The sequence below is a fragment of the Ottowia thiooxydans DSM 14619 genome, from assembly GCF_000422885.1.
Lineage (GTDB): Bacteria > Pseudomonadota > Gammaproteobacteria > Burkholderiales > Burkholderiaceae_C > Ottowia > Ottowia thiooxydans.
On the sequence record NZ_AUGX01000017.1, the window covers coordinates 26220 to 45157 of the forward strand.

The window sequence follows — 18938 nt, forward strand, 5'->3', positions numbered from 1 at the left end:
GTTGAAGCATCCGGTGAATACGACAAACCGGTGCCTTCATCCAACTAAAGGAGACACTCAATGAACCTTCGGCACCTGTTTCAATCCCTGGCCGCTATCGCCGCGGTGACCATCCTGGGCAGCTCAGCTCACGCCGCTGATGCCTACCCTTCCAAGCCGATCAAGATCGTCGTGCCCTATGCGGCCGGCGGGGTGGTTGATGTGCAGACGCGGGCCCTCACGCAGACCATGTCTGAGCTGCTGAAGACCCCTATCGTGGTGGAAGCCAAACCCGGCGCCAGCGGGAGCATTGCGGCGGAATCCGTTTCCCAGGCCGCCCCGGATGGGTACACCCTGATCGTCTCCGCGAGCTTCCTGAATGCCGCTCCGCTGCTGGAAAGCAATCTGCGCTGGTCACCCAAGCAGTTCACACCGGTAGGGCGCTTCTCCCTCTCACCCAGCTACTTCGCCGTGCCTGCCACCTCACCGGCCCGTACCGTGAAAGAGTTTGTGGAGATGGCCAAAAAGGCGCCCAAGCCACTGCAATACGCCAACGGCGGAAACGGAACACCTCAGCACATTGCCAACGAATTGTTCAGCGCAGAAGCGGGACTCCGCCTTGAACCAGTGATGTACAAAGGTGCGCCACCCACGGTGCCTGATCTGATCAACGGGCTGATCTCCATGGCGGTGCTGCCCTCTTCCGTAGCCTACCCCCAGTTCCAAGGCGGCAAGCTGCGCGCCCTGGCCATCATGAGCAATGCCCGCTCGGCCCAGCTGCCAGATGTGCCAACCATCGCAGAGGCCGGCTATCCCGGTGCTGCAGTGCTCTCCTGGTACGGCTTGCATGCGCCTGCCGGCACGCCACAGGAAGTCATCCGAACTTTAGAGGCAGCGATGCGGCAAGCGTGCGCCGGTGCAGACGTCAAACAGCGCCTGGTCTCGGCTGGCGGCGAAGAAGCGTTCATGGGGACACAGGACTTTTCTGCCTTCATCAGCAGGGACGCCCAGCAATGGGCAAAGGCAGTGAAGGTGATCTCAAAATGAGACATCTGGCCAGTACACGCTCCCCTGATGAGTACACCGCGCTGATCGATAACCTCAAGGATTTCATCGACTCGGAAGTCATCCCCCGTGAGAATCTTTCGGCAGCGCATGATGGCGCCGAAGTACGCCGCACCGCGCAAGAACTGAATGCATTGGCTTTGGCACGCGGCTTGGGCGCTCCCCGTACCCGCCGCGAAGACGGCGGCATGGCGCTAACCTGGACAGAGTGCTGCGCCTACCTTGAACAAGCTGGCCGCAGCTTTCTTGGCCCACTGGCCTTGCGTTGCGCGCCACCGACACAACCAGACGTGTTCGCGCTGGAGAGCCTGGCGAGCCCCATTCAACGCGAGCGCTATCTGCTGCCGCTGCTTAGCGGGGAGCGCGCTTCCTGCTTTGCCATGACCGAACCAGCCCCCGGGGTGGGGTCCGATCCGCGCATGCTGGCCACCACAGCGCGCCGCACCTCTAACGGCTGGGTGATCAATGGCCACAAGTGGTTCATCTCCGGCGCCATGCGGGCTGATTTCGCCATCGTCGTCGCAAAAACTGACGCCGGGCCATCGTGGTTCCTAGTGGACATGGACACGCCAGGCTTTCGAATCGTGCGCGATATCCCGACCATGGAGCCGTTCGACATTGGCGGGCACGCCGAGATCCTTTTGGAGGAATGCGCAGTCCCGGCCGAGGCACTCATTGGTGAAGAAGGCAAGGGGCTGGCGCACTCGCAACTGCGGTTGGAAGGCGCCCGGCTTTTTCACTGCATGCGCTATATAGGCCTTGCCTCGCGCGCCATGAGCATCGCGCAAGACTACGCCCTTCGGCGTGAGTCGCAAGGCACCAAGCTGGCAGACCATCAGATGGTGCAGGCCATGGTGGCGGACGCGCACATTCAGCTCTATGCCGCAAGGCACATTGTTCTGGACGTGGCACGCCGGCTGGATGAGGGCGAATCCATTCGCCACCACTCCTCCATGGCCAAGGTATTCGTTTCTGAAGCTGTCTACAAAGTGGCAGATTCGGCGGTGCAGATCTGCGGCGCATTGGGCATTTCAGAAGATATCCCCCTCTCCATGATTTTGCGCATGCTCCGGCCATTCCGTATCTATGACGGTGCCTCGGAAGTACATCGCGCGGCCATCGCCCGCCGTGCGCTACACCACGGCCTGACCCCGTGATCACTGGCAAGAAAGAGACAAGCATGCTCGCCACCAAAGATCTTGATCAGTTTCGCCAGCAAGTGCGGCACTTCGTAGCTGACCAATTGCCGAACGACCTGCGCCAGACGGTGCACCAAGGGCAGATGCCCACGCGAGTCCAATTGCATGACTGGCATGCACGGCTGGCAGCGGCAGGAGTGCTGGTGCCGCACTGGCCTGCTGAGTGGGGCGGACGCGGTTGGACAGTAGCCCAACAGATGGTGTTTGACGAAGAAATGGCTTTGGGAGGTGCGCCAGAGTTGAACGCCATCACGTTCGACATGATTGGCCCGGTATTGATGCGATTTGGCAGCCCCGCGCAGCAGCAGCGATTTCTGCCGACCATCGCCACCGGCCAGCAATGGTGGTGCCAGGGTTACTCAGAACCCAATGCCGGCTCGGACCTGGCGGGCCTGGCAACACGCGCCGAAAGGGATGGGCAGGATTACCTTGTCAATGGCTCCAAGATCTGGACCTCCTATGCGCAATACGCAGACTGGATCTTTGTCCTGGTGCGCACCGACCGGGCAGGCAAGCCGCAAGAAGGCATCAGCTTCCTGTTGATCGAGATGAATACGCCCGGCATCAGCGTGCGCCCTATCGTGGGCATACATGGGTGGCCGGTATTTTGCGAGGTGTTCTTCGACAACGTCCGCGTGCCTGTGGATCAACGCGTAGGGGAAGAAGACAAGGGCTGGACGGTTGCCAAATCCCTGCTGGAGTTCGAGCGGCTCAAACTAGCGCGCATAGGAGAAAACAAACGCCGCATGGCCCGTGTGCGTGATATTGCTCTTTCGCGCACCCGAGGCGGTCGCCGCGTGGCCGATATGCCCTGGTTTCGCGAGCGTTTTGCCGAACTTGAATCTCGCTTGATCGCACTGGAGGCCAATGCGGCGCGCTTTGTGGCGCGGCAGGCAGCCGGCGAACGGCTGGGGGCCGAGGTCTCCATGCTCAAGATGCGCGGGAGCCGGCTCATACAGCTGTGGGAAGAGCTGATCGTGGATGCCCTCGGCCCTGAGGCCATGCCCTTGTCTCAGGAATGGTTGGAAGGCAAAGCCGGTGCCACGCTTCAAGACCCGTTAGCCGGTACCGCGTCTTCACGCAGATTCCTGGCACGCGGCTACACCATCGCTGGCGGTACCAGCGAGATTCAGCACAACATCATGGCCAAGCAGGTGCTCGCACTATGACTGACACAGATACCGAGATTCATGAGATGTTGGTCGACAGCGCGCGCCGCTGGGCCGAACGCGCCTGCACGCCAGAAGTCCGCGGCGCAGTGTCCAATCACACCACGGGATGTCCACCGGATCGTTGGCGTGAATTGGCAGAGCTCGGGTGGTTAGGCATCGCACTCCCAGAGCGCGACGGGGGCATGGGAGCGGGCTTGCCAGAACAATGCTTGCTCGTGGAGCAGCTAGGCCGGGCTCTATTGGTCGAGCCCTTCGTGGCAAGCGCAGTTCTTGGCGGTGGCTTGCTGGAAAGCGTGGCGAAGGGCGAGCTGCGAGAAGTGTGGCTTGCGGCGCTGGCGGCTGGCGAGCGCCGTGTAGCCTGGGCCGCCTGGGAGCCGGATGGCGCCACCACGCTGGCCAAGCCATCCACCACGGCCACCTGCCAAGGTGAACTCTGGCGGCTTTCAGGTACAAAAGGCCTGATGCCCGGTGCCGGTGGAGCAGATGCAGTGCTGGTCACCGCACAGCTCTCTCAAGACACCACGACAACAGGCTTGTTCCTGGTAGAAGCCAATGCAGGCGGCCTCACGCTCAGCAACCAACGCTTGTACGACGGAAGGCATGCCGCCACACTGCAGCTCGAAAACACAACGGGAACCCTGTTGCAAGAAGGCCCCGTCGAAGACATGCTTTCCATGCTGAACCAGGCCTTGAACAAAGGACGTGTGGCTCATTGCGCAGAGACGCTAGGGTCCGCTCAGGCCGCTTTCGACATCACACTGGAGTATGTGCGCACTCGGCGTCAGTTTGGCAAAGCGCTGGGACAAAACCAGGTGGTACAGCACCGGCTGGTCGATCTGTATGTCGAAATCCAGGAGGCGCGAGCCTTGTGCCTGGAAGCAGCTGCCGCCCCAACCCGACGCCATGTTGCTGCGCTAGGAATTCGCACCGGGCAGGTGGCTCGCCACACCTGGGAAGAAGCCATACAGCTTCACGGCGCCATAGGCATGACAGATGAGTACGTGCTGGGAGCCTATGTGCGCCGTCTCGCACTCGCCGCTGATCTCTATGGCACCAGCGCAGACTACACCGATCTGCTGGCCGATCTTTCCTTGGGAGCCCCCGCATGACCAAAGCCAGCCTGTCTCATGAGCCTGTCCTCGTCGAACGTCAGGATGGAATCATTCAGCTCACCCTCAACTCCCCTGAAAACCGAAATTCGCTGCAGACCCCAGGCATCTATGAAGGTCTGATGGCCGGACTGGAAGAGCTGGAGCAAGATGCCAGCTTGCGAGCCGCCATCATCACAGGAGCCGGTGGCGCCTTCTGCTCAGGTGGCGATTTGCGCCAACTGGCCGCTGGCAGCGAAGAGGAAGTGCGCAGGCGCATGACGCGCAATACCTGGCTGTATCGCCGCATCGCGCTCTCTGACAAACTGATCGTCGCCGCCGTGGACGGCCCCGCTTACGGGGCAGGCCTGGGCCTGGCAACTGCCTGTGACATAGTGGTTGCCGGGCAAAGTGCCGTATTTTGCTGCGCCTTTACCCGAGTGGGCGCCATGCCCGATGCCGCTCTCTTCTGGTCCTTGCCAGCACGTGTGGGCCTTTCCCAAGCACGCCGCCTCATGCTGTGGGCCGGTGAAGTGAAAGGCGCGGAAGCCGTATCAATAGGCCTTGCGGACGAGCATGCGCCGGAAGGCAGCGCACTTCCCTTGGCCCAAAAACTGGCACGGCGTATTGCAGAAGGTCCGGCGCGCGCGTTCGGGCGCATCAAGACCGGGCTGCGACAAAGCCCCATGACGCTGGAGCAGGCCCTCGGCTTTCAGATCGACAACGCACCGCCCTTGTTTGGAAGCGCTGACTTCAAAGAAGGCGCCAGCGCTTTCTTTGAAAAGCGTCGCCCCCAGTTCGGGCAGGGCGAGTAAATCCACCCTTCCCCATGAACACCCCTATGACAACCCAACAAGCCGCTTCAGGCGCGATCGATCCGCCGCTCCAGGGTCTGCGTGTCATCGAGTTCGGTCAGTACATTGCTGCGCCCGCTGCCGGGCAGACCTTGGCCGACTTGGGCGCTGACGTCATCAAGATCGAACCCCCAGGCGGCGATGCCTCTCGACGGGTCGGTTGGACTGGAGACGATTACGGCCCCATGTTCAGCGCCTACAACCGAGACAAGCGCTCGGTCATGCTGGACCTTCGCAGCAGTGAAGGCCAGAGGCAGGCCAAGCGCCTGGCCTTGAATGCCGATGTGGTTTTGTCCAACTCTCGTCCCGGGGCACTGGAGAAGCTGGGCTTGGGTGCGGAGCAACTGATCTCGGAAGCACCGCGACTGGTCTACGGCCGCGTCAGCGCCTTCGGTCAAACCGGCTCCGCCAGCATCCGGGCCGGGTTCGACATCGCGGCCCAGGCGGAGAGCGGCATGATGAGCCTCAATGGCGAAGGAGACCGAGATCCAGTGCGGGTTGGTTTTACGGTAGTCGACATCCTGGCCGGGCAATCCTTGGCAACTGGAGTACTGGCTGCGCTTGTGCGCCGTGGCGTCACGGGCAGAGGCGCATTGGTTGATCTCTCCTTGATTGACGTCGCAGTTTCAGCACTGGGCAACGCCTGGGCAGAATATCGCCAACTCGGGCTCATGCCCATACGCCGTGGCAATGGCCAGCCCACGGTGGCGCCAGCTGCTGACGTCCTAAAAACTCGGGACGGAATGGTGGTGCTTTCCGCCTACATGGACGAGCATTTCATCCGCCTTTGCAAAGCGATCGGGCAACCGGAGTTGGCAAAAGACGCACGGTTCTCGAACAACCCCGCCCGGGTAAGCCATCGTGCCGAACTGATGGACGTGCTGAAAAAAGCATTGAGCCAATTTGACTCCGAAGCATTGGTGGCCATGCTGGCCGAGGGGGGAATTGTGGCTGGTGCCATCAAAGATATGTCTCAAGTGCACGCGGGCCAAGGCGGAGTGAGCAAGGATCTTTTCATTGACGTGCATGCTGCTGGCCGAGACCCCATCAGCGTACCCGGACTGGCCATCAATCTGGATGGCATTCGCCGGCAGCCCGGGCGCTTGCCTGCACTTGGCGAGCATACCGAACAGGTGCTCGCTGAACTTTAAGCAGGAGCAACACCCGCGGGGATCAGTTGACGAGATGACGGCGGGCTCGCGCGCATGCGTAGAGCGGCATGCCGTGGGCTACGATCTGCGCATGCGTGACGCTTTCTCAGATCTACCCAGCGCCGAAGTGAGGCGTTGGAATATACGCCCGCTCGAATTGAATGACCTGGATGGCCTCATGCAGGTGCAAGAAGCTTGCTATGGCAGTGGGTACATGGAGAGCATGGAGACCTACCGTGCTCGCCTGGCATGCCCAGCGCAATGTTCCCTCGTGGTTGTGCAGCAGGGTGTGGTCCTGGCCTATCTGGCAGCCTACCGCTCGACACTAGGCAGCATTACACCGCTGCATGGGAATTTTCCATCGCAGGGCCGCTCCCAAGATGGAAAAGCAACCCCCTCGGGGGGCAAAACAGGGGAGCGTGGGGACGCGTTACAAGACACTTTGTACTTGCACGATATGGCCGTGAGCCCTGACTATGGTGCCCAAGGTCTGGCTTCAGCTTTGCTCACTGCCTTGTGGGAAAGTGCCCGTGATTGGTCACCTCGTTACGCGGCATTGGTATCCGTGCAGGGCTCACAGAGTTATTGGGCACGCAAGGGATATGCGGTACATGCAGAGCTGACAGAAGAAAACACCAAGGCCTTGCGAAGCTATGGCCATGATGCGGTCTACATGACGCGGCCTTATTGACCCAGAAGCAGGAGCCGTAGAAGCCCCGCCATTGGCTCTGATAACTAGTCTCCGCTCAAAAATATTAACCGTTCGGGCTGAGCTTGTCGAAGCCTTGCGCAGCGCTTCAACAGGCTCAGCCCAAACGGTGTTTATCCATTAAAAGCGATTTCCTTTTAATTAGTTTGCGTCGGCACCGCTTGACGCAACGCCACCTGCTTGTTGGCCGAATCCACGAATACGAGCTTGGGCTTGTGTTCGCTGAGCTTGTCCTCATGCACCTGAGCAAATGCCGCGATGATGAGCAAATCGCCTATAGCTGCACGACGCGCCGCCGAACCATTCACGGAAATCATCCCGCTGCCACGTTGCCCCTTGATGGCGTAGGTGACGAAGCGCTCACCATTGTTCACGTTCCAGATATGGACCTGCTCATTCTCTGCAATGTCAGCGGCGTCCAGGAGGTCTTCATCAATCGCGCACGAGCCCTCGTAATGAAGCTCGCTATGCGTCGCGGCAGCGCGATGGATCTTGGATTTAAGAAGCGTACGGAACATGAAAAACCTCCTTGGATCTGAGCTTCAAGCAAGGCTTGGAGCCTACGCCGAACCGGCCCGCGAACTGCAAAGCCGCTGGGCAGCAAGCGTACCTCAGAATGGCACCACATCACGCTGACCAGGCCTGCCACGCGACTGAAGAGATTCGCGAGATCGGCTCGAACGGGGTAGACCCGGTTTCGGAGCCGACCCATGACATCCAAGTCAAATCTTCCTGCGGGTACTAGGAAGAAACGCCGTTGCCACCCCGAGCAACGGCAAAAAGCTGGTCACACCATAAACCCAGACAATGCCGTACTTGTCTGCAAGCTCCCCTAGCCCGGCTGCGCCAATGCCGCCTATGCCGAACATCAGACCAAACATCAAACCGGAAACCAGACCCACCCGGCCAGGCGCGGCTTCTTGCGCGTAAACCACCAGCGCGGCAAATGCCGAAGACATGACGAGTCCGATGGCTATGGAGAGCGCACCAGTCCAGAATAAGTTGGCATAAGGCAACGCCAAAGCAAAGGGAGCCACGCCAAGGAACGAAATCCAGATCACGGCCTTGCGCCCAATCCGGTCACCGACCGGGCCACCGGCGAAAGTCCCCGCCGCCACGGACGCGAGAAACATGAAAAGGAACAACTGACTCTGCTGCACGCTGAGACTGAAGCGTTCAATCAGATAGAAGGTGAAGTAGTTCGTAAAAGAGGCGATGTAGACGAACTTCGCGAACATCAAAATGCAGATGACCGCCACCGCTTGAACGATTTTCGAGCGGGCAAGGCCCTCCTTATGCACACTCTCCAGGCTTTTCGCCTTGGCCACCCCATGCTGTTTGACCCAGATCGTCAGCCGGTAAAGCACCACGATCGCGACACCAGCAGCCACCGTGAACCAGGCCGCTGCTTTTTGCCCATAAGGAATGATGATGGCCGCGGCAAGCAAAGGGCCTATGGCGGAGCCTGTATTGCCTCCCACCTGGAACGTCGATTGCGCCGTTCCAAAGCGCCCTCCTGATGCCAAACGCGCAATTCGTGATGCCTCCGGATGAAACGTGGCCGAGCCGACCCCAACGACAGCCGCAGCCACCAGCAACATGTAGAAGCTTCCCGCCGTCGCCAACAAAACAATGCCGATGAAGGTCATTCCCATACCGGAAGGCAAGAGGAACGGCTTGGGATGCTTGTCGGTATACATGCCAATCCACGGCTGCAGCAGAGAGGCTGTTACCTGGTAGACCATCGCAAGGATGCCAATCTGGCCGAAAGTCAGCGAAAAATTGGCCTTCAGCAACGGATAGATGGCCGGCAGCATCGCCTGAATCATGTCGTTCAGAAGATGGGCAAACGCTGCTCCGCCTACGATAGGCAGAAGAAAGCCATTAGATTTTTCAGCGGCAGGGTTTGTGGACGAGATGTCCGGCGCTCCAAGCGCAGCAGATTTAGCGGTCATGAACAGACAAGGGGAGAATGGAGAGGCGGTCAAATCCTCTCCTCCGTCCTACGTCTAAAGACGAGCATCAAGAGCTGTTTGGCCGCGAAATGTCCAGCGAACGTTCACTGGACATCGTGAGAATAGCGCTTCTGAATCAAGCCTATCGCTCACAATCAGCCAAACTCTGTGGAGTTCCTGCCATCACGAGGCCTTAGACCACAGCCGCGAGCCTTTCGAACAACTCCTGCGCCAAGTTGAAGTGCTGCCGCGCGCTGTCAGGATCTGGGGAGGCATTCAACATGACTGAGATCGTGGCGCGGCTTGAAGCGTGGTTCATAGTCGCGACTTGAAACCCGACGCCTGTGCCTGTGTGACCCCACCAGTCGCCTATCTGACCGATACCAAGGCCGTAGCGGTCGTACTCCGGGCCATTGGTGACATCTCGCGCCATGGATTTGCGAAGCGCCTGGGTTGAGGAATTCAGGAGGAGGCCTTCGCCCAACGCTTCGCCCCATGTGAGCAAATCGGCCAGGGTGGAGGCCATGGCACCGGATCCAGCCAGGGACGTGGGGCTGACGAGGGGTTGATCGTCGATTTCGCCGGTGAGCACATTCAATGCATACGACGTTGGCGTAGGTGCGGGCAGATACGGTGTGAACGGATAGCTCGTGCCACTCAGGCCTAATGGTTTGAATATTTGCGCGGTCAGCAGCTCCGGCAGTGCTTGGCCGGTTACCTGCTCGATCAACAGGCCAAGAAGCACCGTGTTCGTATTGCTGTATTGGTATTGCGCGCCCGGGAGAAACGCTGGCTCCGCGGCAAACGAGAAAGCCAACAGCTCCTGTGGCGTCCAGACGTGCAGCGTATCCCTGATGAAAATCTCAAAAAAGCCCCGCTGCGTGGAGTAATCCGCAAGCCCGCTCTGATTGCCAGCCAGATCGCCCAGGTTGATGAGATCCCCGTTGGGCACACCTGAGAAATAGCGCCCGATCTTGTGATCCAGTGCCAACTGCCCGGTTTGAACCAATCTGAGCAAGAGCGTCACTGTGAAGGACTTCGTAATGCTGCGGATGGGGAACGTGCTGTTCAGCGCCATGGGTATTTTAGCGTCCACATCAGCCAGCCCGAATGCCGCCGCCCATGGCTCTTGGCCAGCGACGCGGACGCCCGCCAAAACGCCCGGGGTGTGGTAGTCCGTGAAAATGCTTTCGACCGCCTTGACGTACTCCTCCTCGCGGATTTCCCTATCGCTTGAACCGCCACACGCAGCCAGCCAAGGAGTCAGAGCAGCCGCACCGGCTAAGCGGCCAAAATGGCGGCGTGATGGATCGAAATGCATGAAAGTGCTCCTTCGGCGTGTATTAAAGCTGTGCGCAACATCGCGCTGAACGCATCCTATGGGATCGATGACCGCGATGACGTGGAGGTTTTCAGACCTGGGACGCCCACAGCAAACATGGGACTCAGTGACGAAAGTTGTCCCAGGCTTTGCAATCGCACGCAAGCCAAGCTGCCAACACAGGCAACGGCCCTTGGAGGAGGAAACGCTGGCACGCACTCTCTCCTTGCAGTTTCTGGTGGCTAGCCGCGGGTCCTGAATCTGCGAATCGCCCCTGAAAGATCAACTTGCAGGCGGCACACAAATGCGGTCTACTTCGCTCAGTGTTACAAAAAGCTTCTAAATTCAGGATAACCATCTGAGCCGAAGCGGCCTCTCCTTCAATCAACCAAGTGAGCCTATGTTCGCCATGAAATCAATTCCGACCCAAAGATCGTCCATCTTCCAGGCGGTTGGACTATTGATTTTCTTGCTCACCATCCAACCTGCGTTCGCCCTGACCACGCTCACCGTCACGAGTAGCTCAGATAACAATCCTGGTGGCCAAGGGGAAGTGGGTGATTTTCGGTATGCGTTGAATGTGATGAATAGCAATTTGAACGTCATCCCGGATGACTACGCAATTGTGTTCGCCTCTCCGATGACCATTCAGCTGAATGGAATTTTGCCGCTCATCAACAATTCAGCCAATCCAGTCAATATCACCATTGGCAACCCAAGCCCATCATCGACAGTCACCATTGATGGAAACGGTGGCACCTACAGCGGGTTTTTCATCCCCACGGGCAACGTAAAACTCCAGAACATGGTGCTCCAGAATTTGACCGCAAAAGGCGGCAATGGGGGGAATGGCATATCCGGGGGCGGCGGGGGCATGGGTGCTGGCGGCGCTATTTACGCGCCTCAAAGCTTTTTGAATGGCTCGAATCCCTCTGTCACCTTGCTCAATGTGTCGATCAAAAACGCCTCGGCTATTGGAGGAAATGGGGGGAGTTACGCCGGGGGGACGCTCACAGGCCACGAAGGTGGCGGTGGCGGCGGTGGTTTCAGCGGGAACGGTGGCTCCATTTCGACAATAGGCTCAACCGGCGGTGGCGGCGGCGGCGGCTTTGGCGGAGATGGTGGCGCAGTCAGCTTGTCGACGAACGACGTGCATGGAGGTGGAGGCGGTGGAGGCGGCGGCCTGGGATCCCGCGCCACCTTGGGGCTGCTATTCAACCTTGGGAATGGTGGTTCGGATCAGACCCCTGGATTAGATGGCAATGGATTTGGCCTCTCCATCACTGCGGGTTTCGGCGGTGCCGGCCATAACGGGGGATCTCGTGCAGGCGGCGGCGGCGGCGGAGCGCCATCTAGTGAATTTGGTGCCCCGGGGGGTGGCGGCGGCGGAAGCTCTGGATCAAATGGCATAACAGCTCAGGGCTCCATCGCTGCGCGTGCACTCGCCACCCCTTCTGCTGGAAACGGAGGAGATGGTGCGGGAGGTGGTGGATCTGGAATAGTCGTCACTGCTGTTACCAACGATGTTGATGGCCAAGGCGGAAATGGTGGTTACGGCGGTGGCGGTGGTGGCGGCGCTGGTTCTGGCGCCTATGACATCGACTACTCACAAAAAGGCGGCTCGGGTGGTATTGGCGGTGGAGGCGGTGGCGGTGGAACCAATTGGTCTGCCATGACGCCCTCCGGAGGTGGTAACTCTCTCGGCGGCGGTGGTGGCGCCGGTGGTGGCCCGTCTAACGGCGAGGCCTCCGCAGGTGGAGCCGATATCGGCCGCCTGGGCGGAGGCTCTGGTGGGGTCGGCATGAACTCCGGCACCTTCGGTGGCGGCGGTGGCGGCGGAGGAAGTGGCCTGGGTGGAGCTATCTTTATAGATAGCAACCTTAATTTCACTGTGCAGGCAATTCCCGGCGTGCCCACCACCTTTGACACCTCCAACAATTCCACTCAAGCAGGAATTCGCGGCACGGGCGCTTCAGGGGGTGCGACGGATGGCACGGATGGATCGGCGTTAGGAGAAAGCATTTTCCTGCGCAGTACTGCTTCACTCACGTTTTTGGCCCATGACGCTGCGGATCTTTTGACCTTGGGCGAACAAGTCGCATTTGTTGATGACACCAGCTTCGGCGCTGGTGGTACAAGTATTTTTGTTCGAGGCAACGGGCGCGTTATTTACAACGGAAATTCGACTTACGAGGGAAGCATCCTCGTCGAGAATGCCGATTTCAAAGTCAATGGTGAAATTAATCAAGCACCCGTTTTCGTGATGAGAAATAGCAGCTTCAGCGATCAAAAGAGCACGCTGAGCGGAACGGGGCGTTTAACCGGCACTGTCTTTACCAATGCGGGCGTTATTTACCCTGACCCAGGAGCGACGCTAACTCTTGGGTCTTTGGTGCTGGCATCCTCAGAACAAAGCGCTGTTCGCACCACGATCAACACAGGTGGTGCATCCCTGATATCGGTTATTGGCCTCGCAAGTCTGGCCGGCACCCTGGAAGTCAATCTCGATCCGGCGGCAAACCGGGCTGGCTCGTACACCATACTTTCATCAGCGGGAATCGCAGGCGCCTTTGACTCTGTGACATTCACAGGAGCAACCCCGGCAAGATATTCGCTCTCGTATCTGCCCATGGGTGCCCCTACATTCGTTCAACTGGATATTCTGGACCCTATCCCTATCCCTCCCCCTATCCCCACCCCGGTTGTCACGATAGCGCCAGTACCTACGCTGGAAGGCTGGGCAGTGATGATGCTGAGTGGCCTCATAGGCCTGGTGTGGGTGCAAAGGCGCCGGCCCTGAAGCTACCCTGGCATCACTTTCACACAGAACTTTGGTTTCATCAGGGCTTCGTTTAAGCCCTTGCGCCTGACCGTGAAATCAGGTGCTCTATACGGCCCAGGCAAACACGATGGCCGCGATGAAAATCGTCTCACTGAGCAGCATGACCACTGGGCGCCAACCCAGCTTCATGAGATCAGCAAAGTTGGTTTTGATCCCTGCTGCCCCAATGGCGGCCACCAGCAACCAGCGGGATGCATCGCTTGCCACGGCAGCAGTCTGCGCTCCTATGACACCCGCCGAGGTCAGGATCACAAAAAACAGAAACCACAACAGAAAGGCTGGGAACGCCGGTACACGAGAGCCCACTGATGCGCTTGATCGATCGCGGTAGAGCACGGCAATCACAGCCACGATAGGAACCAGCAGCGCCACGCGGAAGAGCTTGACGATCGTGGCCGTTTCCCCTGCCTCAGGGCCTAAGATGAGCCCAGCCGCCACTACCTGCGCGATGTCATGAATGGTCCCACCCAGCAGTACGCCCGAGACGCGCGCTGGCGTCTCCAGCACGCTGAGGATCAGCGGATAAAGCACCATGGCAATGGTCGATAGCAGCGTAACCCCCACTACGGCCAGGAGCGTGAACCGCTCGTTTTCCTTGGTGGGAGGCAAAGCTGCCGACACAGCCAGGGCTGCGGATGCGCCACAGATGCCTACCGAACAACCCGAGACGATCCCCTCGACCTGTGGCCGCTTCATGAGCTTGGCCAGGAGCACGCCAAAAACGATGGTGGCCACAACAGATGCAGCAATGCCCACGCCCGTGGCTACACCGAGGCTAGCCACCTGATCCACCGTGATGCGCGCCCCCAGAAGCGCCACCCCGCACCGGAGCCCGGTACGTGCGCAAACCGAAACACCAGCCATGACGCGATCAACCCCTGCCAGGAAGTTGCACGCCAAGCCAATCAGGAGTGCATAAAGCAGCTGAGGGCCGCCATGATGATCCGAAATGAAGGTGGCCGCCAGCGCAACAACGATGCAAACCAGGAAGCCAGGCCAGAGGTTGGCCAAGTTGCTGACAGCGGGACCTACGCCCGGGCGGAACCTGAGAAAAGCGCTATATGACTTCATTGACTATGAGCATATGTTTTTCTCATAAGGCAAAAAAGCGAATAATTCAGATCAAATTGACCATTAATATCGATTGATTTGGGGGATTTGCCCCAGCATCACGGCAGCGCGTGGCACCACTCTGCAATCAGCTTGCAACAGGTCTGCTTGTGCTCCGGCTGATCAAAGAGGTAATGCTTGGCACCTTGAATCGGTGTGAGCCACTTCCGATCGTGCTTCACACCTTCATACAGCATCTTTGCGTGGCCGGGATAGCAACCTGGATCGGCCGTGCCATAGATCACATGCACGGGAACTTGCACCGTGTTCAGGCGCTCCGGGCCATGGCCGTTGGATAGACGCATGCTCCACTGCGAAAGCCAGGAGCGCAAGCTGGTGTAGTGGCCAATCGAAGCAGGTATGAAATTAGCCACTGCAGGCGGCCCCCATTGCGTAGTGGCTGCGCGGTCAGATGGATCAAGCGTCAGATCCAGGTTACGCGGATCTGCCATGGTGCCGTGCACCACAAAAGGAAGATCGTCCAAGCGAGGGTCTGCTCTGACCTTCAGCAGCGCAAGCTGATCAAGCGCCCATTGTGTAATGCGTTCACTGCGCGCTAGCTGAGCTGCCTTGTAGCGCTCCAGAAAAGCGGCGGTGTAAGGCGGTTTGAGGTCTGGATTAAAAAGGTCTAGCTCGGGATCACGGCGGAAAGGTTCATGCTCATCCAGAATGGCCGGGTCCAACTTCTCGGTGAGCACGATGTTGCGGCTAGGGTGCGCCATCAGCATGATGAGCGCATCCGCTGGTGGAAGATCCGCCTTGGTCAGATCCGGCGGGCCGCCCGCCGGCGGCGCTTTGATGGTGGGCTTTTCTGCCTGGTTTTCATAGAGCGCCACCAGGCCCCCGCCACCTGAGTTACCGATCAGCACCACACGCTGATAGCCCTCGTTGCGCAGGTGGCGTATGACAGAGCCTATGTCCACCACGCAGTGCTCAAGTATCAGCATGGCCTCATTGCCGATATAACGTGTGCTCATGCCGACGGCATCCACGCCACATTCGGCCAAGGCATCCAGCGCATAGTGCCCCATGAAGTTGGACGAAGGGTGAACCACCACCACGGCAGTCTTGGCAATAGGCCCACCAATGCCTGACGCCCGATGCCGTGTACACCACAGCAAGCCAGCGCGGCGTGCCACGCCAGACTGCACATCCATCTCTCCCGTGCTCTGCATGGGAACAGCCAAGAGTTCGCGTCTGTTCATTTTTTTGGAATCTCCCTGCATCAGCGTGCGTTCCAAGACGTGTAGTAATCAGGACGTTCACTGCGCAAGGCGGCGCCGCCAAGCAGTAATGGCTTGAAGGTGTCGAGCATCACGGCGCACTCCTCCGTGTGTTGGCCTACACGTGCCGCCCCCCCCTGATAAGCATCTGGGTGCGGCCCGTGGATGTGGCCGGCGGGATGCAAGCTCAAGGCCCCGCGCTCAACACCGCTGCCTTTTCGGCTGAAGAAATTTCCTTCGGCATAAAAGATCAATTCATCTGAATCCACGTTCGAGTGATAGGAAGGAATGGGCATGGCCCGGGGGTCATAGTCAAGCATGCGAGGCACGAAGTTGCAGAACACGCAGCCCGGCGCTTCGAACACTTGGTGGACTGGCGGAGGCCGGTGAAAACTGCCAGTGATAGGAGAGAAATCAGAGATATTCAGTGCATACGGATAGTTGCACCCAAACCAGCCCACTACATCGAACGGGTGGCGTTGATAGGTATAGCGGGTCAGGCCATTTCGGTTCCTGACGAGCACCTCGACATCACGGCCTTCCGTCAACAAGGGGCCTTGCGGGCGACGCAGATCCAGCTCTGAGTAAGGGGCCTCCTGGTTGTACTGCCCGTATGCCGTGAGGTAACGACGTGGTGGCCGCACATGGCCTGCAGTCTCAAAGACCAGCGCTCGAAGTGGCTCGCTCCCTGTGGGCACCCAGCGGTGAGTGGTCGCCTTGGGGATGACCACATAGTCGCCGCGGGACACATCAATGCTGCCGAAGACTGTCTCCAGGCGTGCAGACCCGTCATGAACGTAGAGCAACTCACCGCCTTCTGCATTTCGGTAAAGAGAGGAAGGCTGATCGCTGACCATGAACGACACCCGTACGTCTGCGTTTCCACACAGCACGGTGCGATCGAGCACGGGGTCAGCCACGGTCTGAAGGCCACTTGTGGTGAACAGGCGTGGCAGCAGGGGGTGATTGGGGGTCAGGCTCTCGCGTGCATCCACCACCACATCGCACTTCGTCACAGCCGCTGGCGCGTGGCGATGGTAAAGGAGCGACATGTTCGAAGAAAAGCCCTCCTCACCCATGACCTCTGCCGCGTAGAGGCCACCTTCGGGACGCTGGAACTGAGAGAAGCGCTTGCGTGGGATGTCACCCATCTGCATGAAATAAGGCATGGTAGGAACAGGGCAATGGAAGGAATTTAATGACGCCGAGCGTATAGAGCACTCAGAAAAGTGTCATCCGGGTTTACGACAATAAAATAAAACAGTGTTCCAAAATAATATCGCCGTCATTGGTCGCCGCACAGCGCGATCCGATTGAGGACGAGATGGAACTGACTTTCGAGGAGTACTTTCCGTACACCCACCACGCTGCACGCGTGCCGGAACTTACCGATGGCTGCGACACCCAACGCCACAGCGTGGTAATTGCTGGAGGTGGCCCCACGGGGCTGGCGCTAGCTCTGGGCCTGGCCAATCACGGCGTAGCGAGCGTGGTGCTCGAATCTGACGACACGGTGTGCTCAGGGAGCCGAGCGGGCGCCTTTACGCGGCGCACGTTGGAGATCCTGGAGCAGTTGGGGGTCATCGATGAAGTGATGCGCACGGGCCACGCGTGGAGCACAGGTTGGACCTACTTCCGTGACCGCGAAGTCTTCCGGCTTCAGATGCCGCACGACGATAGCCAGAAACATCCACCGGCTATCAGCCACCTGCAGAACTACATCGAACAATGCCTTGTAGATGCGGCCAAACGCCGCAGCGACCTGATAGATCTGCGTTGGCAAAGCCGTGTGGACAAGGTGAAACAGCTGGGGGATTGCGTTCGCCTGGAGGTGCAAACACCGCAGGGAAACTATGCCCTGGAAACCGATTGGCTGGTGGCCTGTGACGGCGGGCGCAGCACGGTGCGCGACATGATGGACCTGCGCTTGCAAGGCCACCGTCACGAAGGCCGCTACGTGATCATTGATATCCGAATCGACACCGAAGGCCTGCCGGTGGGGCGGCGCTGCTGGTTCGATCCACCTTCCAAGCCGGGCGGCACTTTGCTCATGTACAAAAAGCCCGGCGGCATGCTGCGCTTTGACTACCAATTGCAGGACGACGACGACGAGGTCGAGGAAATGAAGCCCGAGCGCGTGTTCGCACAGGTGAACAGGCATCTGGAGATGATGGGCATCCACAAAGAATGGAAGCCTGTATGGATGAGCCTGTACCGGGCCAGCGCCATGACCCTGGAACGCTATTGGCACAACAGAGTTCTGTTCGCAGGAGACGCCGCGCACCTGGTGCCGATCTTTGGTGTGCGTGGCATGAATTCCGCCATTGATGATGCCCACAATCTGGCCTGGAAACTGGCCTTTGTGGTGAGAGGTCTGGCGGCGCCTCCATTGCTGGAAACCTACAGCAGCGAGCGGGTCTACGCAGCGCGCGAGAACCACCGCTTTGCATCCAAGAGCGCCGAGTTCATGGCGCCGCCCGCGCCGGCCGCGCGTTTGATGCGCAACGCCGTGCTGTCCTTGTGCGAGAAAGACCCCTGGTTCAGCAGCCTGCTGAACCCACGGCAACACTCTGCCATTCCTTTGGTGAAGTCTCCGCTGAATATTCCGGCAGAAGCCACGGACGTGTTCACACGCGGCCCACGCCCTGGCGACATCCTTCTCGAATGCCCGCTGGAACTGCAAGGCAAACCAGGCCACCTTACCGATTTGTTGAAACCGCAGTTCACCGTGCTCTATTTCAGCGAAGACGAGTCCTTGCCCACGGATTGGGCAGACGCCGTCGCCGAGCTGTCGTCACGCGTGCCCTTGCAAGCTCATGCGATCACACGTACGAAGTCCGGCAGCGCATCAGCCGTCGATGCTCCAGGCCGGCTTTTCACCATGTATGACGCGGTGCCCGGCACGGTCTACCTCGTGCGACCAGATGGACACGTCATGGGGCGCTGGAAATGCCCTGCGCCTTCCGTCATCGGGCAAGCGCTGGAACGCGTACTGCAAGCAGAAATGGAGACCATGTGATGAATGAAGAAGACCTGGACGCGCTCTACACCAAACTATGTGAAAAGCTCGGCCCGCTCGATCCATCACAGGTGCAGATGGCGCTGGCGCGGTTGACGCTCCTGCTGATGAAGCGGGTAGGTGCACGGCATGCCGTAGACGAAGCGATTGAAATTGCTTTGCAAACAGATTGAACGCGTGCAGCCTCCCGTTTCTCAAGCCCGTGCATCGGGGCACGCAACCACGGTGATCTCGAACTTACAACAAGGAGA

16 protein-coding genes are annotated in these 18938 nt (G+C 59.1%); 10 read left to right on the forward strand and 6 right to left on the reverse strand.

Annotated features, from left to right (window positions below; genetic code table 11):
* Positions 1 to 60 precede the first annotated feature (60 nt).
* Genes G518_RS0116085 through G518_RS0116115 form a run of 7 tightly spaced genes read left to right on the forward strand, consistent with a single transcriptional unit; the run spans position 61 to position 7199 of the window.
* Positions 61 to 1026: a Bug family tripartite tricarboxylate transporter substrate binding protein gene (locus G518_RS0116085; RefSeq protein ID WP_028603429.1), complete on the forward strand. Its 966-nt coding sequence runs from the start codon at positions 61 to 63 to the stop codon at positions 1024 to 1026.
* Entirely contained in the window at positions 1023 to 2201 is a 1179-nt protein-coding gene (locus G518_RS0116090) for an acyl-CoA dehydrogenase family protein (RefSeq protein WP_051236827.1), read from the forward strand. The genes G518_RS0116085 and G518_RS0116090 overlap by 4 nt, the downstream gene beginning before the upstream one ends.
* Before the next feature lie 23 nt (positions 2202 to 2224).
* Positions 2225 to 3412, forward strand: coding sequence for an acyl-CoA dehydrogenase family protein (locus tag G518_RS0116095; protein WP_028603431.1), 1188 nt, complete (start codon positions 2225 to 2227; stop codon positions 3410 to 3412).
* A complete protein-coding gene (locus G518_RS0116100; RefSeq protein WP_028603432.1) occupies positions 3409 to 4524 on the forward strand; it encodes an acyl-CoA dehydrogenase family protein in 1116 nt (371 codons plus the stop codon). The genes G518_RS0116095 and G518_RS0116100 overlap by 4 nt, the downstream gene beginning before the upstream one ends.
* Positions 4521 to 5318, forward strand: coding sequence for an enoyl-CoA hydratase/isomerase family protein (locus tag G518_RS0116105; RefSeq protein ID WP_028603433.1), 798 nt, complete (start codon positions 4521 to 4523; stop codon positions 5316 to 5318). Before G518_RS0116100 ends, G518_RS0116105 begins: the two co-directional genes overlap by 4 nt.
* Positions 5319 to 5344: 26 nt before the next feature.
* On the forward strand, positions 5345 to 6508 hold the full coding sequence (locus G518_RS0116110; protein ID WP_028603434.1) for a CaiB/BaiF CoA transferase family protein: 1164 nt from the start codon (positions 5345 to 5347) through the stop codon (positions 6506 to 6508).
* Between the two features lie 34 nt (positions 6509 to 6542).
* Positions 6543 to 7199, forward strand: a complete 657-nt coding sequence (locus G518_RS0116115; protein ID WP_051236829.1) for a GNAT family N-acetyltransferase — start codon at positions 6543 to 6545, stop codon at positions 7197 to 7199.
* A 155-nt stretch (positions 7200 to 7354) separates the two neighbouring features.
* Here the strand turns inward: G518_RS0116115 and panD are convergent, their stop codons facing one another.
* From panD to G518_RS35460, 3 genes are all read right to left on the reverse strand, one after another.
* Positions 7355 to 7735, reverse strand: a complete 381-nt coding sequence (gene panD / locus G518_RS0116120) for an aspartate 1-decarboxylase (RefSeq protein ID WP_028603436.1) — start codon at positions 7733 to 7735, stop codon at positions 7355 to 7357.
* Between the two features lie 204 nt (positions 7736 to 7939).
* Complete coding sequence (locus G518_RS0116130; protein WP_028603438.1) at positions 7940 to 9172, reverse strand: MFS transporter; 1233 nt, start codon at positions 9170 to 9172, stop codon at positions 7940 to 7942.
* A gap of 193 nt (positions 9173 to 9365) precedes the next feature.
* The gene (locus G518_RS35460; RefSeq protein ID WP_051236831.1) at positions 9366 to 10493 is read right to left on the reverse strand and encodes a serine hydrolase domain-containing protein; all 1128 of its coding nucleotides are present in this window, start codon (positions 10491 to 10493) and stop codon (positions 9366 to 9368) included.
* Positions 10494 to 10902: 409 nt separating this feature from the next.
* Between G518_RS35460 and G518_RS41310 the strand changes: the two genes are divergently transcribed.
* Positions 10903 to 13293, forward strand: coding sequence for a hypothetical protein (locus G518_RS41310; RefSeq protein WP_169457954.1), 2391 nt, complete (start codon positions 10903 to 10905; stop codon positions 13291 to 13293).
* An 87-nt stretch (positions 13294 to 13380) separates the two neighbouring features.
* Here G518_RS41310 and G518_RS0116150 read toward each other — a convergent pair whose 3' ends face one another.
* The 3 genes from G518_RS0116150 to G518_RS0116160 all read right to left on the reverse strand — a co-directional run bounded on the left by G518_RS0116150 (position 13381) and on the right by G518_RS0116160 (position 16837).
* Entirely contained in the window at positions 13381 to 14406 is a 1026-nt protein-coding gene (locus tag G518_RS0116150; RefSeq protein WP_028603440.1) for a YeiH family protein, read from the reverse strand.
* 98 nt (positions 14407 to 14504) lie between these two features.
* Positions 14505 to 15650, reverse strand: coding sequence for an alpha/beta hydrolase (locus tag G518_RS0116155; protein ID WP_028603441.1), 1146 nt, complete (start codon positions 15648 to 15650; stop codon positions 14505 to 14507).
* 20 nt (positions 15651 to 15670) lie between these two features.
* Positions 15671 to 16837 (reverse strand): homogentisate 1,2-dioxygenase, encoded by a 1167-nt coding sequence (locus G518_RS0116160; RefSeq protein WP_028603442.1) that lies wholly within the window; start codon positions 16835 to 16837, stop codon positions 15671 to 15673.
* Positions 16838 to 16992: 155 nt separating this feature from the next.
* Here G518_RS0116160 and G518_RS0116165 point away from each other — a divergent pair, with 155 nt between their 5' ends.
* Together G518_RS0116165 and G518_RS39365 are read left to right on the forward strand one after the other, a co-directional pair.
* Entirely contained in the window at positions 16993 to 18687 is a 1695-nt protein-coding gene (locus G518_RS0116165) for an FAD-dependent monooxygenase (protein WP_028603443.1), read from the forward strand.
* Positions 18687 to 18860: a DUF2783 domain-containing protein gene (locus tag G518_RS39365; protein WP_169457955.1), complete on the forward strand. Its 174-nt coding sequence runs from the start codon at positions 18687 to 18689 to the stop codon at positions 18858 to 18860. The genes G518_RS0116165 and G518_RS39365 overlap by 1 nt, the downstream gene beginning before the upstream one ends.
* The last annotated feature ends 78 nt before the right edge of the window (positions 18861 to 18938 follow it).

Coding starts and splice junctions, on each gene's coding strand:
- G518_RS0116100 (WP_028603432.1), top strand. CDS start 3,409: ATGACTGACACAGATACCGAGATTCATGAGATGTTGGTCGACAGCGCG.
- panD (WP_028603436.1), bottom strand. CDS start 7,735: ATGTTCCGTACGCTTCTTAAATCCAAGATCCATCGCGCTGCCGCGACG.
- G518_RS0116165 (WP_028603443.1), top strand. CDS start 16,993: ATGGAACTGACTTTCGAGGAGTACTTTCCGTACACCCACCACGCTGCA.
- G518_RS0116155 (WP_028603441.1), bottom strand. CDS start 15,650: ATGAACAGACGCGAACTCTTGGCTGTTCCCATGCAGAGCACGGGAGAG.
- G518_RS41310 (WP_169457954.1), top strand. CDS start 10,903: ATGAAATCAATTCCGACCCAAAGATCGTCCATCTTCCAGGCGGTTGGA.
- G518_RS0116160 (WP_028603442.1), bottom strand. CDS start 16,837: ATGCCTTATTTCATGCAGATGGGTGACATCCCACGCAAGCGCTTCTCT.
- G518_RS0116115 (WP_051236829.1), top strand. CDS start 6,543: ATGACGGCGGGCTCGCGCGCATGCGTAGAGCGGCATGCCGTGGGCTAC.
- G518_RS39365 (WP_169457955.1), top strand. CDS start 18,687: ATGAATGAAGAAGACCTGGACGCGCTCTACACCAAACTATGTGAAAAG.
- G518_RS0116095 (WP_028603431.1), top strand. CDS start 2,225: ATGCTCGCCACCAAAGATCTTGATCAGTTTCGCCAGCAAGTGCGGCAC.
- G518_RS0116085 (WP_028603429.1), top strand. CDS start 61: ATGAACCTTCGGCACCTGTTTCAATCCCTGGCCGCTATCGCCGCGGTG.
- G518_RS0116150 (WP_028603440.1), bottom strand. CDS start 14,406: ATGAAGTCATATAGCGCTTTTCTCAGGTTCCGCCCGGGCGTAGGTCCC.
- G518_RS0116090 (WP_051236827.1), top strand. CDS start 1,023: ATGAGACATCTGGCCAGTACACGCTCCCCTGATGAGTACACCGCGCTG.
- G518_RS0116130 (WP_028603438.1), bottom strand. CDS start 9,172: ATGACCGCTAAATCTGCTGCGCTTGGAGCGCCGGACATCTCGTCCACA.
- G518_RS0116105 (WP_028603433.1), top strand. CDS start 4,521: ATGACCAAAGCCAGCCTGTCTCATGAGCCTGTCCTCGTCGAACGTCAG.
- G518_RS0116110 (WP_028603434.1), top strand. CDS start 5,345: ATGACAACCCAACAAGCCGCTTCAGGCGCGATCGATCCGCCGCTCCAG.
- G518_RS35460 (WP_051236831.1), bottom strand. CDS start 10,493: ATGCATTTCGATCCATCACGCCGCCATTTTGGCCGCTTAGCCGGTGCG.